The sequence below is a fragment of the Psychroserpens sp. SPM9 genome (genome assembly GCF_025153525.1).
GTDB lineage: Bacteria > Bacteroidota > Bacteroidia > Flavobacteriales > Flavobacteriaceae > Psychroserpens.
Genome location: NZ_JANZNR010000009.1, coordinates 39217 through 54420, shown reverse-complemented (window position 1 = coordinate 54420; position 15204 = coordinate 39217). Strand labels below are relative to the sequence as shown.

Annotated in this window: 19 protein-coding genes and 1 tRNA gene; 9 read left to right on the top strand and 11 right to left on the bottom strand. The window is 35.0% G+C overall.

All coding sequences use genetic code 11. The features are described from left to right. From N4270_RS16335 to N4270_RS16300, 8 genes are all read left to right on the top strand, one after another. On the top strand, positions 1–1703 hold a 1703-nt coding region (locus N4270_RS16335; RefSeq protein ID WP_260098426.1), incomplete at its 5' end, for a gliding motility-associated C-terminal domain-containing protein. 32 nt (positions 1704–1735) lie between these two features. Then, complete coding sequence (locus tag N4270_RS16330) at positions 1736–2665, top strand: type IX secretion system membrane protein PorP/SprF (protein ID WP_260098425.1); 930 nt, start codon at positions 1736–1738, stop codon at positions 2663–2665. A gap of 10 nt (positions 2666–2675) precedes the next feature. Then, the gene (locus N4270_RS16325; protein WP_260098424.1) at positions 2676–4616 is read left to right on the top strand and encodes an OmpA family protein; all 1941 of its coding nucleotides are present in this window, start codon (positions 2676–2678) and stop codon (positions 4614–4616) included. A 99-nt stretch (positions 4617–4715) separates the two neighbouring features. After that, complete coding sequence (gene idi / locus N4270_RS16320) at positions 4716–5243, top strand: isopentenyl-diphosphate Delta-isomerase (protein ID WP_260098423.1); 528 nt, start codon at positions 4716–4718, stop codon at positions 5241–5243. Further along, positions 5240–5650 carry a 6-carboxytetrahydropterin synthase gene (locus N4270_RS16315; protein ID WP_260098422.1) on the top strand — a complete coding sequence of 137 codons (411 nt, stop codon included), beginning with the start codon at positions 5240–5242 and terminating at the stop codon, positions 5648–5650. The genes idi and N4270_RS16315 overlap by 4 nt, the downstream gene beginning before the upstream one ends. Then, positions 5647–6618, top strand: coding sequence for a type I phosphomannose isomerase catalytic subunit (locus N4270_RS16310; RefSeq protein WP_260098421.1), 972 nt, complete (start codon positions 5647–5649; stop codon positions 6616–6618). The genes N4270_RS16315 and N4270_RS16310 overlap by 4 nt, the downstream gene beginning before the upstream one ends. A gap of 26 nt (positions 6619–6644) precedes the next feature. Continuing rightward, a complete protein-coding gene (locus tag N4270_RS16305; protein WP_260098420.1) occupies positions 6645–6914 on the top strand; it encodes a hypothetical protein in 270 nt (89 codons plus the stop codon). Between the two features lie 59 nt (positions 6915–6973). Next, a tRNA-Thr gene (locus tag N4270_RS16300) sits at positions 6974–7047 on the top strand. Positions 7048–7111: 64 nt separating this feature from the next. On the opposite strand, the gene N4270_RS16295 is transcribed toward N4270_RS16300, so the two are convergent. The 9 genes from N4270_RS16295 to N4270_RS16255 all read right to left on the bottom strand — a co-directional run bounded on the left by N4270_RS16295 (position 7112) and on the right by N4270_RS16255 (position 13381). Then, positions 7112–7816, bottom strand: a complete 705-nt coding sequence (locus N4270_RS16295; protein ID WP_260098419.1) for a DUF4369 domain-containing protein — start codon at positions 7814–7816, stop codon at positions 7112–7114. Between the two features lie 50 nt (positions 7817–7866). Beyond that, positions 7867–9177: a DUF819 domain-containing protein gene (locus N4270_RS16290; protein ID WP_260098418.1), complete on the bottom strand. Its 1311-nt coding sequence runs from the start codon at positions 9175–9177 to the stop codon at positions 7867–7869. A gap of 62 nt (positions 9178–9239) precedes the next feature. After that, positions 9240–9419, bottom strand: a complete 180-nt coding sequence (locus tag N4270_RS16285) for an Arc family DNA binding domain-containing protein (RefSeq protein WP_260098417.1) — start codon at positions 9417–9419, stop codon at positions 9240–9242. A gap of 68 nt (positions 9420–9487) precedes the next feature. Continuing rightward, entirely contained in the window at positions 9488–9994 is a 507-nt protein-coding gene (locus N4270_RS16280) for a DUF1648 domain-containing protein (protein WP_260098416.1), read from the bottom strand. A 1-nt stretch (position 9995) separates the two neighbouring features. Continuing rightward, entirely contained in the window at positions 9996–10154 is a 159-nt protein-coding gene (locus N4270_RS16275; protein ID WP_260098415.1) for a DUF4177 domain-containing protein, read from the bottom strand. A 2-nt stretch (positions 10155–10156) separates the two neighbouring features. After that, on the bottom strand, positions 10157–10348 hold the full coding sequence (locus N4270_RS16270) for a hypothetical protein (protein ID WP_260098414.1): 192 nt from the start codon (positions 10346–10348) through the stop codon (positions 10157–10159). 1 nt (position 10349) lies between these two features. Beyond that, entirely contained in the window at positions 10350–11210 is an 861-nt protein-coding gene (locus tag N4270_RS16265; protein WP_260098413.1) for an SPFH domain-containing protein, read from the bottom strand. Positions 11211–11477: 267 nt separating this feature from the next. Next, positions 11478–12404, bottom strand: a complete 927-nt coding sequence (locus N4270_RS16260) for an alpha/beta hydrolase (protein ID WP_260098412.1) — start codon at positions 12402–12404, stop codon at positions 11478–11480. 377 nt (positions 12405–12781) lie between these two features. Continuing rightward, positions 12782–13381: an alpha-ketoglutarate-dependent dioxygenase AlkB gene (locus N4270_RS16255; protein ID WP_260098411.1), complete on the bottom strand. Its 600-nt coding sequence runs from the start codon at positions 13379–13381 to the stop codon at positions 12782–12784. Positions 13382–13411: 30 nt separating this feature from the next. On the opposite strand from N4270_RS16255, the gene N4270_RS16250 reads away from it, so the two are divergent. Next, positions 13412–14095, top strand: a complete 684-nt coding sequence (locus tag N4270_RS16250; RefSeq protein WP_260098410.1) for a M15 family metallopeptidase — start codon at positions 13412–13414, stop codon at positions 14093–14095. A gap of 2 nt (positions 14096–14097) precedes the next feature. Here N4270_RS16250 and N4270_RS16245 read toward each other — a convergent pair whose 3' ends face one another. Both N4270_RS16245 and N4270_RS16240 read right to left on the bottom strand, forming a co-directional pair. Then, complete coding sequence (locus tag N4270_RS16245; protein ID WP_260098409.1) at positions 14098–14643, bottom strand: YfiT family bacillithiol transferase; 546 nt, start codon at positions 14641–14643, stop codon at positions 14098–14100. Beyond that, positions 14616–15134 carry a hypothetical protein gene (locus tag N4270_RS16240; protein WP_260098408.1) on the bottom strand — a complete coding sequence of 173 codons (519 nt, stop codon included), beginning with the start codon at positions 15132–15134 and terminating at the stop codon, positions 14616–14618. The genes N4270_RS16245 and N4270_RS16240 overlap by 28 nt, the downstream gene beginning before the upstream one ends. Positions 15135–15204: the final 70 nt, after the last annotated feature.

Below are 15204 nucleotides of genomic sequence, written 5' to 3'. Positions count from 1 at the left end.
CAATCACACAAGAAGATATCGATGCAGGAGTTGTTACCAACCAGGCAACAGCCGATGGAACAGATCCACAAGGCGGCACAGTAACCGATGATAGTGATGATCCAAACGATCCAACCGATAATGATAACAATGGCGATGGGGAACCAGATGATCCAACCGATACAGTGATTCCACAAAACCCAGAGATTAGTATTGTTAAGGAGAGTAGTTTAGACTTAGGAGCCGATGGTGTTGTAAGTGTAGGCGATATCATTACATACACATATACAGTAAGCAACACAGGAGATGTGACTTTATTTGATGTAAGTGTATCTGAAGATGCAGCAGACTTTACAGGAACGGGTACTTTACCAACACCAGTTTATCAGAGTGGAGGCGCGGACTTAGACCTAGATATGGATTTAGCAGATTTAGCAGTAGGAGCTGGAACAATAGTGTACACAGCCACGTATGCAATCACACAAGAGGATATCGATGCAGGAGTTGTTACCAACCAGGCAACAGCTGATGGAACAGATCCACAAGGCGGCACAGTAACCGATGATAGTGATGATCCAAACGATCCAACCGATAATGATAATAATGGCGATGGGGAACCAGATGATCCAACGACTACCGATTTGCCACAAACACCACAATTAGATGTTGTTAAAGTTGCAGATATTACGGATAATGGTGATGGTGTTATTGGAGTAGGAGATATTATTACATACACCATTACAGTGAATAACTCAGGTAATGTAACATTAGAAAATGTGACAATTACAGATACATTTACTGATGCAAACTTAATTCCTTTAACGCTAGATTCTGGACCAACCTATGTGAGTTCTGATCAAGGAAGTGCAGAAGGCGACTTGTTAGTTGGTGAAACAGCAACCTATACAGCAACTTATACGATCACACAAGATGATGTTGATGCAGGGGGATTAATTAATAGTGTCGTAGCTAATGGCGTAGATACTGATGGTAATACTGTTGATGATACGAGTAACGATGGTGATGATACCGACGGAAATACTGAAGATGATCCAACCGTAACAGAAACAGATTCTGATTTTGAGTTATCTGTAACTAAAGAATTAGATATTGCTGAACCTCTAATTGGAGATGAAGTCGTATTTACAATAACAGTAGCTAATGAAGGATTTGTAACCGCTACAGGTGTTATCGTTGAAGATATTTTACCTAGTGGATATACATTCGTTTCAGCAATAACAACAGCAGGAACTTATTCAGAAATTGATGGTGAATGGCTGGTTGGTCAATTGGATCCAGGTCAAGTAGAAGTACTTCAGATTACAGTTGAAGTCCTCGGATTTGGAGACTATTTAAATACAGCTACTATTACAGCCTTTACAGGTGGTAACGATCAAAACGAAAATAATAACAGTGATTCAGTAGGTGTCGAACCTATATGTTTAACCATCTATAACGAGTTCTCTCCAAATGGTGATGGTGTTAACGAATTCTTTGTTATAGATTGTATAGAGACATTCCCTAATAATACCTTAGAAATCTATAACAGATGGGGTAATATTGTTTATGAAACTAGAGGATATAGAAACGATTGGGGAGGAACTTCTAACGGAAGAGTTGTTTTAAGCGAAGGTGATAAACTTCCAGTTGGAACTTACTACTATGTCATTGATTTAGGAAATGGCTCAGAACCAAGAGTAGGATGGTTATACATAAACAGATAATTAATAAAGGCAAGATTAAAAACGATATTAAAATGATACAAAAATCATCATTAGTTAAAGGATTAATACTGTTAGTGTTTTGTGCGCTAACCATTAATACTAGTTTTGCGCAGCAAGACCCTCAATACACTCAGTATATGTATAATACAATGAGTGTGAATCCTGCTTATGCCGGACAAAGAGAAGTGTTAAGTATTACCGGTTTACATCGCACACAATGGGTGGGTATTGATGGCGCTCCTCAAACTCAAACTTTAGGAATCCATGCACCACTTAGAAATGATAAAATTGGTCTCGGACTCTCAATAGTCAATGACGCATTAGGTCCAGCAAATGAAACCTATATAGATGCTAATTTTTCGTACACTATTAGATTAAATGAATCCCTAACCAAACTATCCTTTGGTGCTAAAGCTGGTGCTCATTTATTGAATACCGATTGGAGTAAAGGTCGTTTTCAAAACCCTGATGCCGTTTTTAACGAAAATGTAAGTCTGTTTTCTCCTACGATTGGAGCCGGACTTTATTTACACAATAGAAAGTGGTATGTTGGATTATCTGTTCCAAACTTTTTAACGACCGAACATTATGACGACTTTCAAGAATCAGTTGCTAAAGAGCGTATGAATTATTACTTAATTGCTGGTTATGTGTTTGATTTGAGTGAAAATACTAAATTGAAACCTGCAGCATTAGTAAAAGCTGTTTCAGGAGCTCCAATTATAGCCGATCTTTCAGCTAACTTTTTATTTAATGACAAATTAACTTTAGGTTTAGCATGGCGTTGGGATGATTCGGTTAGTGGACTGGCTGGTTTTCAAGTAACAGACGGGTTGTATATTGGATATTCTTACGATGCCACTACAACCAACTTAAATAACTATAACAGTGGTTCCCATGAAATCATGTTACGTTTCGAATTACAAAAAGTAGGTAGAATATTATCACCAAGATTCTTCTAAAAAAATGATTATGAAAACACACAAAATTATATGTATCCTGGCTTTAAGTTTTGCTTTTTCTATTGGATATGCTCAAAAAGGAAAAATCAGACAAGCCTCAAAAGAGTATGATAACCTAGCGTACTTAAAAACAAGTGAGATTCTTTTAGAGGTTGCTGAAAACGGTTATAAGTCTGTTGATTTACTGCAAAAATTGGCCAACTCGTTCTATTTTAACAATCAAATGAAAGAAGCCGCCAAATGGTATGGTGAATTGATGACTATGAACGTTGATGGGATTGATCCTGAATACTACTTTAGATACGCTCAAGCTTTAAAATCAATTGAAGATTATACCGAATCTGATAAGTGGATGAAGAAATTTGCAGCCGAAGATCGTAGCGATTTACGCGGAAGAGCATTTTCGTCTACAGTCGATTATTTAGCTATGATTGATGAAGCTAGTAGAGATTTTGAAGTCTATAATTTAGATATCAATACCGAAGTTTCAGATTTTGGAACTACACAATATAAAAACCAATTAATTTTTGCTTCTACTCGTGGAAACGGAAAGAAATACAAATGGAATGAGCAACCTTTCCTTGACTTGTATTCCGCAGATAAAACAGAAGATGGCTCTTATGGTAATGTTCAAAAATTAGATACAGATATCAATACCAAATTTCATGAATCTACAGTAGCGTTTACTCCAGATGATAATGTCATTTACTTTACTCGTAACAATTATTTCAAAAAGAAATATAAAAATAGTGAAGATGGAACCAACCGTTTGAAAGTGTTTAAAGCCACTTTAAATGAAGATGGGCAATGGGATGATATCGAATCGGTACATTTTAATAGCGATGAGTACAGTGTGGCGCATCCAACCATTAATGTACAAGGCACCAAAATGTATTTTGCATCAGATATGGAAGGAACACTTGGTAAGTCTGATATTTTTGAAGTAGATATTAATGATGATGGCTCTTTAGGAGATCCTGTAAATTTAGGACCTTCCGTTAATACCGAAGGTCATGAAACATTTCCTTTTATCAATTCTGAAGGTGATCTGTATTTCTCTTCTAACGGATTTAACGGTTTAGGAGGACTTGATGTTTTCGTGATTAGAGATTTTGAAAACAAAAGGGAAGCGAATCAACCTATGGCTTTAGAAAATGTGGGACGCCCAATTAACAGTCCGATGGACGATTTTGGTTACTACGAAAATATTGGTACCAAAGAAGGCTTCTTTACCTCAAATAGAGAAGGCGGAAAAGGGGATGATGATATTTATAGTTTTACCATTCCAGAGTGCGAACAAGTCCTTGAAGGAACCGTAAAAGATAAAGAAACTTTAGAATTACTTCCGGGAGCAATCGTAACCTTATTTGATAGCGAAGGAAATCAGTTAGAACAAGTTACCGTAGGTGACGATGCGAGCTATACTTTTGAAGGCTTAGGTTGTGAATTAGAGTATCTGGTAAGAGGTCAAAAAGACACTTATGCTTCAGATGAAAAACGTTTTACAACTCCTAAGAAAAAACAAAAGCTGGAGATTGAATTATTATTAGAAAAAGATGAAAAAGGAATTGGTGAAGGAACAGATTTAGCTGTAACCTTAGGGATTCCTATTATCTATTTTGATTTTGATAAGTCTAATATTCGCCCAGATGCCGAAGTAGAATTACAAAAAGTTATTGCTGTATTGAAAAAATATCCAAACATGACTATTGATGTACGATCTCATACCGATAGTAGAGCAACTTTTGCTTATAATGACGCGTTATCAAACCGAAGAAATAAATCGACCATCAAGTATATTATTGAAGTTGGAGGCATTTCTGCAGACCGACTTACCGGAAAAGGTTATGGCGAATCTCAATTGGTTAATGGCTGTAGTGATGGTGTAAAATGTACAGAAGAAGAACACCAACTTAACAGACGTAGTGAATTTATAATTGTAAAAATGTAAGTCTGCATTTATTAAATAAAAGTTAAAAGCTGTCTTTTTAAAGGCAGCTTTTTTATTTCTTATGTTTTTTAAATTTATAGTTGTTATTTTTGTTTATATATGACAGAAGAACATGTAATTCTTGTAAACGAAAACGATGAGCAAATAGGCACAATGCCAAAACTGGAAGCTCATGAGAAAGCGCTATTGCATCGTGCATTTTCAGTATTTATCTTTAATGATAATAATGAATTGATGTTGCAACAACGTGCCAGACATAAATACCATTCACCTTTATTATGGACCAACACGTGTTGTAGTCATCAAAGAGAAGGTGAATCAAACCTTGAGGCAGGCAAACGTCGTTTAATGGAAGAAATGGGATTTGTTACGCACTTAAAAGAAAGCATTTCATTTATCTATAAAGCTCCTTTTGACAATGGGTTGACCGAACATGAATACGATCATGTTTTAATTGGACATTTTAATGATGAGCCTACGATTAACCCTGATGAAGTTGAAGCCTGGAAATGGATGTCTCTAGAAGCTGTAAAGGTTGATATAGAATTACACCCAGAACAATATACCGCATGGTTTAAAATCATTTTCGATAAGTTTTATGAACATATAAATATTTCAAAGCTATGAAGGTAACGGTTAGCAGAAAAGCACATTTTAATGCCGCTCATCGTTTATATCGAAAAGATTGGAGCGTTGAAAAGAATGATGCTATCTTCGGAAAGTGTAATAACCCTAACTATCATGGTCATAACTATGAACTTATAGTAAGTGTCACTGGTGAAATAGACCCAGAAACAGGATATGTGGTTGATATGAAAGTGCTAAAAGAGATTATTAAAACTGAAGTCGAAGATGCTTTTGATCATAAAAATTTAAATCTGGACGTTCCCGAATTTAAAACGCTTAATCCAACTGCAGAAAATATTGTCGTGGTCATCTACAATAAAATAAAGCCGAAACTTAATGCCGATTTTGATGTAGAAATCACATTATTTGAAACACCCCGTAATTTTGTAAGTTATTCAGGAGTATGAAGGAACCCTTATATCCTATTAAATTTCAGCCCATTTTAAAAGATAAAATTTGGGGAGGTGAAAAATTAAAATCACTACTTCATAAATCTTCTAATTTGCCTAATATTGGAGAAAGCTGGGAGATAAGTGATGTTGAAGGAGATACCTCTGTAATTAGCAATGGTGGTTTAAAAGGACAAACGTTAAAAGAGCTTTTAGAAACCTATACTTCGGATGTGTTGGGCGAAAAAAACTATGAAGTATTTGGGACCAAATTTCCATTGCTTATCAAATTTATTGACGCCAAAGAAGACTTGTCTATTCAGTTGCATCCCAACGATGAACTGGCATCCAAGCGTCATGATTCCTTCGGAAAAACAGAAATGTGGTATGTGATGCAAGCCGATGAAGCAGCGAACCTAATTGTAGGTTTTAACGAAAAAATGACTTCAGAAACTTATCTGAAACACCTCGAAAATAAAACCTTAACCAAGATTCTTAATTTTGATCAGGTCAAAACAGGAGATGCCTATTTCATTAAAGCTGGTCTTGTACATGCAATTGGAGCAGGCGTTATGCTTGCAGAAATTCAACAAACCAGTGATATTACCTATCGCGTATATGATTGGGACCGCGTTGACGATCATGGTAATGAGAGAGCATTGCATAACGACTTAGCTATCGATGCTTTTGATTTTGATATGGAAAATGACTTCAGAATAGATTATCAAAAAGAAAAAAACATCTCTAATGAGATGGTGAGTTGTCCTTATTTTACAACGAGTTTTCTTCATGTGACAGGATCTATTTTGAAGTTAAATACAAAGGATTCATTCTATATTTATATGTGTACAGAAGGTGAAGCAATGATTGAAACGGAGCACGCTTCCGAGTTTTTAAAGAAAGGCGAAACGATATTAATTCCTTCTGCAATAAAGACCTATAAAATAACCTCTACGAATGCAAAACTATTAGAAGTTTATGTTTAATTTTGTAGCAAATAAAAATAAAAATTATGGCAAATATTAGAGACCTGAAAAAAGACATCAATTTTGTTTTAGGAGATATTATAGAAGCGGTTTATGTTTGGGAATATAATAACACAGACAAAGACACTAAGAAGAGTGAAGCAATTATTGATGAAGCTATTGCAACGTTCGATGAATTGATTGCTAAGGTAAATGATAAAAGTGTTGAGAATAAGAAAGCACACTTTAAGGCAATCAATAATGAACTAGAAACCAAAGGAAGAGCGTTAATCGACAAATTAAACAAATTGAGCTAATTCTTTTTAAGAGTATTTGCAAATTTAACCAGCAATGTTATATTTGCACCTCTTAAAACGCCGATGTAGCTCAGCTGGCTAGAGCAGCTGATTTGTAATCAGCAGGTCGTGGGTTCGAGTCCCTCCATCGGCTCTTCAATCAAATAAAAAAAGTCTCCAATTTACTGGAGACTTTTTTTGTGCACTATCGTTTTTGTTTATTGAGCTTCTTCAGCTTTTCGATCGTCAATATACACTTTAAGTTGTTTACCATATTTAGAAGCTTTAATGTTTTCTGTTAAGGCATTATAGATGTCTTCCAAAAATTTGATGCTCGTATTTGGTACTTCACTGATGGCTAAATAAGGAGCTACTTCACTATCGGGATGATTAACCGCAAAATTTATAGTGTACAAGTACTTTTGCTTTAGGAGTTGATCAAAACGGGTTTCTAAATCCTTAGTTTTAATAGTGTCTTTAGCTTGTTGAGATTCTAAACTCTCTTTAATCATGTCTAAATTTTTGTCATTAAATTTTGACATCATGAGGAGATATTCATCGAGTACTTCTTGCTGTTTAGACCCTTTGATTACAGCGTCAAAGTTGAAGTTTTTTAGGGTTGAATTAATTTCTGTGATTCCTTTGTCTGCAAAAAAAGCAACAGTGCCTTCTTCGTTATCATTTTTGTCTAATTTCAGAAATAAAATTTCAGGTTCCTCTAAGTCGGTATGCAATTCAAAATTAGAATGACCATTCACTTCCATCGAATCTAAAGTGACCATAACAGTATCTTGCTGTTTTTGGAGGTAAACGTTTCCTTTCTTTAAACCTTTGACATGACCTATAAGTGTAAAATCATGTTGTGTTTCATTTCCACAAGACACGAGTAAGAATCCGATAAATAGAACAATAATATGCTTCATTTAGTTTTAAATTTTAAGAGGGCAAATATCTTATAATTATTTTTTAAATACTAACCTGCAGCGGCTAATTCCATTAAAATAGTACAACCAATAGCAGCAATAGTTCCAATGGCATATCCAAATACTGCTAGGAGTACGCCTACAGTTGCCAGCGACGGATGAAAGGCAGACGCAACAATAGGAGCAGAGGCTGCACCACCAACATTAGCTTGACTTCCGACCGCTAAAAAGAAATAAGGTGCTTTGATAAGTTTGGCAACTCCAATAAGGAGTAAGGCATGAATACTCATCCAGATAATACCGATACCAATGAGGCCTAGGTTGTCAAAAATAAGAGTAAGATCCATTTTCATTCCGATAGTTGCAACAAGAATATAAATAAACACGCTTCCAAATTTACTGGCACCAGCACCTTCGTAATTGCGTGCTTTTGTATTGGAAAGCAGAATGGCAATTAAAGTAGCAATACTAATCATCCAAAAGAATTTTGAACCTAAAAACGTAAATAAATTACGTGTTGTTTGTGATTCGATACCTGCAACTAAGTTTTCAAAGAAAGGTGCTAAAAAGTTAGAACATAAATGTGAAAGACTAACAGTTCCGAAAGCAATGGCTCCAATAATCATAAGATCTGTAAGCGACGGATTGCGTTTTACACTTTCTGAAAATGTCGATACTTTTTCTTTGAGATCTTCAATTGAAGAGGTGTCGGCTTTTAACCATTTATTGATACGATTACGTTTTCCTATTCCTATTAAAATGACTGCCATCCATATATTAGCAACGACGATATCGACAAATACCATAGCACCATATTTAGCTTGATTGTATTCATATATTTCTAACATTGCAGTTTGATTGGCACCACCACCAATCCAGCTTCCTGCAAGTGTTGATAAACCTCTCCAAACAGCATCTGGACCTGCGCCACCAACAGTTTCAGGCGAAATAGCAGCGATTATAAGTATAGCGATTGGTCCTCCAATAACAATTCCTAAAGTTCCTGTAAAAAACATAACCAAAGCTTTCCAGCCGAGATTAAAAACAGCTTTTAAATCGATGCTTAAGGTCATTAAAACCAATGCAGCAGGTAATAAATAACGACTGGCAACATAATATAAACTTGTACTATGTTCTGTGACTTCTCCTGTTTCAGAAACGGTTTTCCATTCCGGAGAAATAAGTCCGGTAGTAGTCAAAATAGCTGGAATCATATAAGCCATAAATAAACCAGGAACAATTTTATAAAACTGAGGCCAAAACCCGGTTTTTATAGATTCGGTGACAAATACAAACCCTAATGCGAGCATTAGGATTCCAAAAACAATAGTATCATTAGTAAATAAAGGTGTCGTATCCATATTTGAAATGTGTTAGTGCCTGCAAAATACCAAAATTAAAGCGCATAAAAAAAGCGATTCAATTAAGAGTCGCTGTGATCTGTTTTTTTAGGTTTGGGTTGCCTGTTTTTTTCTTTAAGGTATTGCATCAGCATCCATTCAATCTGACCATTGGTACTTCGAAACTCATCAGAAGCCCATTTCTCGATTGCTTTGAGCATATCTTCATTGATTCGTAATGCAAATGCTTTCTTTTTTGACATGTTTTACTTTATAACTAATAGTATTAGACTTAATATAAAAACTAAAAACAGATATGCAACGTTTAAAATCATTTAGCATTAAGTTTTTTGTTATATACGAATATGAATATTGGTAGCAAAATGCTAAATCCAATAACCACAGGCAAAAACCATCCGCCAAGACGAATGGGATTACCACGCCCTTTTTCAACCATAATATATTGAATAACGGAAAAAATGATGGCTACAAACAAATTGGTGAACCGAAGTACTCGCGTACTAAATCTGTAGTTTTTTAAAGCATTATCTTCGGTAATAGGAACCATATAATTATGTATATGTGGCTTTGTGTTCAGAAAAAATAACAAAGAAAATGTAAACACACCAACAAGAGGCAGCATCCAAATATAAATCTTATCATTAAAGCCGTCCGCTTCTCCAGAGGCATTAAAATGGGTTGGAATGGTATCTGACAATTCTCCAAAATAAAGTAGGGTATATGCAATCATCGCTACAATGAGGCTGATAGATATCAAATCGGTGATGATATCTAAAGGTTCCCAAGGGACTTTTATTTTTGGTCGTTCAGATTTCATATTATCTGTTTTTATCGCGCTCAAAAATGATTCGTGCACTTTGTTCAGCTACATGGATGACTCGCCATCCAGAAATTGCGTATTCGTTGAGCGTATTTTCTAATTTTTTGTTGTTATTGGAAATCCCCATTTTCCAACTTACCACTTTATATTCTTTCATAGTTATTCACGATTTGTTTGGTCATTTTCATTTTTAAAGACGACTAATGCTAAAACTACACCGATAACAGTTCCTAGTAATGAACCATAAACAACGCCCATAGCAACGTTTCCTATAACAGCGCCAGCTGTTGTTCCGAAACTGGTACCAAAAGCGACACCGAGTGCAATACTGTAAGTTTGTTTTTTATTCATTTTAATGATTTAAGGTTCCTGTGTTTAAAACAGGTGAAGCATCTTTATCACCACAAAGGATAACCATAAGGTTGCTTACCATGGCAGCTTTGCGTTCTTCATCTAAATCTACAATTTGCTTTTTTCCTAGTTCTTCAAGTGCCATTTCGACCATGCTCACTGCGCCTTCCACAATTTTATGTCGGGCAGCTACAATAGCTGTTGCTTGTTGGCGCTTAAGCATTGCGTTTGCTATTTCTTGCGCATAGGCCAAATAGCCAATTCGTGCTTCTAGGACTTCAATTCCGGCAATAGATAAGCGTTCATCAATTTCCTTTTCTAAGGCATTACTCACTTCATTGACACTAGATCGTAAGGTGATATCTTCATCGTGACCTTCATCTGCAAAATTGTCATAAGGATACATGCTTGCTAGCTTACGAACCGCAGCATCGGTTTGTACACGTACAAAATTCTCGTAGATATCAACATCAAAAGCTGCTTTGTAAGTGTTTTGAACACGCCAAACCAAAATGGTACTAATCATGACAGGATTACCAAGTTTATCATTGACTTTCAAGCGCTCACTGTCAAAGTTTCTTGCACGTAAAGAGATTTTCTTTTTAGTATAAAATGGATTAACCCAATAGAACCCATTCTTTTTGACAGTTCCAATGTATTTTCCAAATAACAAAAGAACTCTTGAACCATTAGGTTGTACCATAATAAATCCTGGAGCAATAAAAAGAGCCATGACTATAGATATGATAAAAATTGGGTTTTTCATGATTATCATGGCTGCGATGCTTCCAAAAAAGAGTATAAGGAATACAAAGAGCATGAGATAGCCATTTGCTGGGACAATTATTTTTTCTTCTTTCATGGGTTTAAAGTTTAGTTGATTAATTCAATATGATATTATTTTGATATCAAATTTACATCAAACATTTTTAATTTGCAAATTGAGTTTGGCACGCGATTTGCTTTATATAAAATGTAAATGTTTATGATGATGTTAGTAGAGGAGTGATTACCTCGCATAACGGAGTAACATTTATCATTTGGTTGATTAGTTAGTAAAAACGCATCTCAGACTTTGAGATGCGTTTTTAACATTATAGGCGTTGGAGTTGTTACACTGAAGCGTAAATTACTTAAGTATGAACTGAGAAATAGTGCTGATTAATTCTTCCGAAATTTTTCGCGAAGATTCATTATAAGATTTTGAATTTTCTAATTGACCGCCTTCAATAATAAAAAGGACATGATTCATATTGTCAATAATTTTTAATTCGGCGTTATCTGAAGCTGTTTTTAAAAGTTTAGCTTCATCTACAGACACCTGAAGGTCTTTTGTTCCATTGATAATAAGTACCGGAATCTTTAAAGATGTAATTATATCCTGAGGATTATATTGCATCCAGTTCATTATAAAGGGTTGTACATCGGCTCTAAAGATAGACGCTAAAGCTGGAGGATAATCGGTAGTTGTTTTGCCTTGCTTCAAATTTTCAAAGGCTTTCTTTGTCCCTTCAACAAGTGTTGGGTCCATTGCTGCAACCTGTTGGGTTATTACTTCATCAATGGATTGTCCGGCACCAGCCAGTGAAATAAATCCGTCAGCACGATTTTTAGCCGCAAGCATTCCCACAAGACTGCCTTGACTGTGACCAATCACATATATAGCTGAATAAAGATTCTCCTTTTTAAAATGAGCAACCACCGAAATCGCATCAGTAACAAAATCATCAAATGTGATATTAGGATCGACCTTGTTTTTTAAAATTTGCTTGACAATCCGTTTATCGTACCTAAATGTAGCAATACCTTGACTCGTTAAAGATTCGGCAAGTTTTTTTAGAGAATTATTCTTTAGAAAATTTTGATTACCATTTCTATCTGTAGGACCAGATCCAGCTATAATAATTGCTAAACTTGGTTTTGTTTTGTCTTTTGGAGTTAATAAGGTGCCATCGATATGTTCATTGATAGCTATTTCTTCGGAAGTGTAATTGACTTCTTGTGCAGGTACAACAATGATGAAACAAATAAGTATTGCAGTTAAGTAATATTTCATTTTAGAAATTTTTAATGACAATCATAATTATGATGTACCAAAGTTAACTAAAAATACAGACGAAAATTATATGCTGATACCGTTTTAATAGCTCAAATTTTAAAAACTATAAAATGTATTTCATCGATGAAATGCAATATTTCGTCTGAAAATGTTAAAATTAAGTGTATTTCAACGATTAATAATGTATTTTAACTTGTAAATTGAAATAGAGTTCTATATTTGAAGTGTACTAAAATTTAGTTTTTAGTTCAATGGATTAATTAATTAATATTTGCATATGTGCAGAATTAGAGACCCTAAATCTACCACATATATAAAAAGCAAATTAGGAGAACCAAGGTTGAGGGACCTTGGTTTTTTCTTTTTATATATTCTTATATGAGTGTTCTGAATGTGAGATTAATACGTTCGTCAATAACTGTTTTTGTTTTTGCTATTTGATGCAACCAAAAATGCTGCATTTCGTCTTTCATTAAGAGTAAGCTTCCATGTTCAAGAGGTATTTTATGACGCTCATCTTTAATTGTTCGATGTTTAAAGTGAAACGGTCGTGTTGCTCCAAAACTTACTGAAGCAATTACAGGGTTGCTTCCAAGTGCTTTTTCATTATCGGCATGCCAACCATTACTATCGTTCCCGTTGCGATATAAGTTTAGTAAAACCGATGTGAATTTATGCTGGACTTCGCTTTCTATATCCGATTTAATAGTTAATAATTCTTCCGTGAATCGATGGGGTTTCATAACGATGTTAGAGTAAGAATAGGGCTTGTTGTTGTCGGCATATAAAGCTGTGAGTCGAGGTTGTTTGTAAGTTTTTCCGAAGATCGTAATATCGTCTTGTTGCCATTTTATGGTGTTTTTCAAAACTTCGAAATAGTGATTGGCTTTTTCGGTATTATAAAAATTAGAGATGTAGATTAACTCTGCATTTGGAAGTTTTAATATCGTTTTTTCATTAGAAAATAAGTCCATCACCTAAATTTTATCTAAATTAGCTATATCATGAAGATTCACAAAATATTAATTCTGTTAAGTGTTCTGGTCACTTTTTCGTTTTCTAAACAAGAGCAAAACGGGTTACCTGAAGGATTTGTTTATGTTAAAGATGTGATTCCCGATATTGATGTCGAACTGCGTTACTTTTCAACTAATAATTTTGTAGGCGATACCATTACAGGCTATAAAGCTAATCGGCTCATTCTTACAAAACAATCGGCTGAAGCCTTAAAAAAAGTTCAAGACGAACTCCAGGAGCAAAATTTATGTTTACGTGTGTATGATGGTTACAGACCGCAACGCGCTGTTAACCACTTTATACGTTGGGCCAAAGATTTAAATGATACAATTAATAAGCAGCAGTTTTATCCAGATGTTAAAAAGCAGCATTTATTTCGTGAAGAATATATTGCGACACGATCTGGGCATAGTCGTGGAAGCACACTAGATCTCACTATCATTAACGGTAATACCAATGAGCCGTTAGATATGGGAAGTCCGTATGATTTCTTCGGAAAAGCCTCTTGGGTTGAGCATCCAGATTTAACTAAAGAGCAAAAGGCAAACCGACAATTATTACAGAAGGTGATGCTGAAACATAATTTTAGAAATTACTCAAAAGAATGGTGGCATTTTACCTTGCGTTGGGAACCATTTCCAAAAACCTATTTTGACTTTGAAGTCCAGTAAGTTTAAAACTTACCTTTATATTTTAGCGCTTGTTTTATATGTGCCAAATGGTGATTGCTATGCCATGCATAAGTACCAATAGTTTCGTCTAATCTAAAACGTTTACCGTGTTCAGGATGTATAAATTCTCTGGAAAGTTCAGTTTTGGAAATATTGCGGAGCAGCTTACCAAGTTTGGCATGAAGACCTTTAAGTAAACACAAAGAGTTTTCAAGATTATCGTCATTGCCATCAATTAAATTTGCCCAAAGGTTTTCTTCGTAGGGTTTAATGGTTGGCGCATCTTCGGTTAAGGCGAGTTTAAAACGAATAATACTGTTCATATGGCTATCGGCACAATGATGAACCACTTGTTTAATCGTCCAACCATCAGGCCTGTATTGCCATTGTAATTGTTCTGGATTTAGATCTTTAGTGATGCTTTCTACAGCGTTCGGAAACTGTTCAATAGCTGCAATCCACGTATTGATGTGTTCCGAAGAGATATGCTTAGGATTTTGAAATGTTCCTATTGGGTATTTTAACTTTTCAATTTCTTTTGTATCCATTTTTCTAGATCTTCATCCGATTTTCTTTTTAGCAGTTTTTCTAAGGCTCTATCTTTTTTTATACCAGATTTTTTATTTTTTTCATAGACTTCAAGGACCATTTTCATTCCGGCAAGATTGCCTTGAAAAGCGTCAGAATTATCAGGATTTTCAATGGCAAATTTGGTCCATCCCGATAAGAAAAGTATTAAAAGTTCTGGGTTTTTCTCACTAATTTCAACTAAATACGAGCTAACTTCAATTGAAACTGTTGGCGTTCCGGTCATCCAGCGCATTAGAAACGCATTCACTTCTTTTCTCTTGTCTTTTTGCTCATCAAGAGGTGTGTTTGTAATCCAGTTAATTCCGTCAATCACATCCTTTTCATACGTTTTGTAATCATTGGCTGTTTTTAGAACTGCAGCTTCAGGAACATTAAAATCTTGAGCACTTAAAGTGAAAGAAGACGTACATAAAATAAAAGTCATTAAGCATAGTAGGTAGCGTTTCATAGTATAAATTTTAGATACTAAATGTACAATTTTTTTTAAATCTGAAGCCCAACAAAAATGTTGTTCTGGC

Bases quoted from the DNA above. Each gene is read 5' to 3' on its own strand.
- N4270_RS16260 (WP_260098412.1), bottom strand. From the start codon at position 12,404: ATGAAATATTACTTAACTGCAATACTTATTTGTTTCATCATTGTTGTA.
- N4270_RS16285 (WP_260098417.1), bottom strand. From the start codon at position 9,419: ATGTCAAAAAAGAAAGCATTTGCATTACGAATCAATGAAGATATGCTC.
- N4270_RS16315 (WP_260098422.1), top strand. From the start codon at position 5,240: ATGAAGGTAACGGTTAGCAGAAAAGCACATTTTAATGCCGCTCATCGT.
- N4270_RS16305 (WP_260098420.1), top strand. From the start codon at position 6,645: ATGGCAAATATTAGAGACCTGAAAAAAGACATCAATTTTGTTTTAGGA.
- N4270_RS16245 (WP_260098409.1), bottom strand. From the start codon at position 14,643: ATGGATACAAAAGAAATTGAAAAGTTAAAATACCCAATAGGAACATTT.
- N4270_RS16240 (WP_260098408.1), bottom strand. From the start codon at position 15,134: ATGAAACGCTACCTACTATGCTTAATGACTTTTATTTTATGTACGTCT.
- N4270_RS16280 (WP_260098416.1), bottom strand. From the start codon at position 9,994: ATGAAATCTGAACGACCAAAAATAAAAGTCCCTTGGGAACCTTTAGAT.
- N4270_RS16330 (WP_260098425.1), top strand. From the start codon at position 1,736: ATGATACAAAAATCATCATTAGTTAAAGGATTAATACTGTTAGTGTTT.
- N4270_RS16255 (WP_260098411.1), bottom strand. From the start codon at position 13,381: ATGGACTTATTTTCTAATGAAAAAACGATATTAAAACTTCCAAATGCA.
- N4270_RS16290 (WP_260098418.1), bottom strand. From the start codon at position 9,177: ATGGATACGACACCTTTATTTACTAATGATACTATTGTTTTTGGAATC.
- idi (WP_260098423.1), top strand. From the start codon at position 4,716: ATGACAGAAGAACATGTAATTCTTGTAAACGAAAACGATGAGCAAATA.
- N4270_RS16310 (WP_260098421.1), top strand. From the start codon at position 5,647: ATGAAGGAACCCTTATATCCTATTAAATTTCAGCCCATTTTAAAAGAT.
- N4270_RS16325 (WP_260098424.1), top strand. From the start codon at position 2,676: ATGAAAACACACAAAATTATATGTATCCTGGCTTTAAGTTTTGCTTTT.
- N4270_RS16265 (WP_260098413.1), bottom strand. From the start codon at position 11,210: ATGAAAGAAGAAAAAATAATTGTCCCAGCAAATGGCTATCTCATGCTC.
- N4270_RS16250 (WP_260098410.1), top strand. From the start codon at position 13,412: ATGAAGATTCACAAAATATTAATTCTGTTAAGTGTTCTGGTCACTTTT.
- N4270_RS16295 (WP_260098419.1), bottom strand. From the start codon at position 7,816: ATGAAGCATATTATTGTTCTATTTATCGGATTCTTACTCGTGTCTTGT.
- N4270_RS16275 (WP_260098415.1), bottom strand. From the start codon at position 10,154: ATGAAAGAATATAAAGTGGTAAGTTGGAAAATGGGGATTTCCAATAAC.
- N4270_RS16270 (WP_260098414.1), bottom strand. From the start codon at position 10,348: ATGAATAAAAAACAAACTTACAGTATTGCACTCGGTGTCGCTTTTGGT.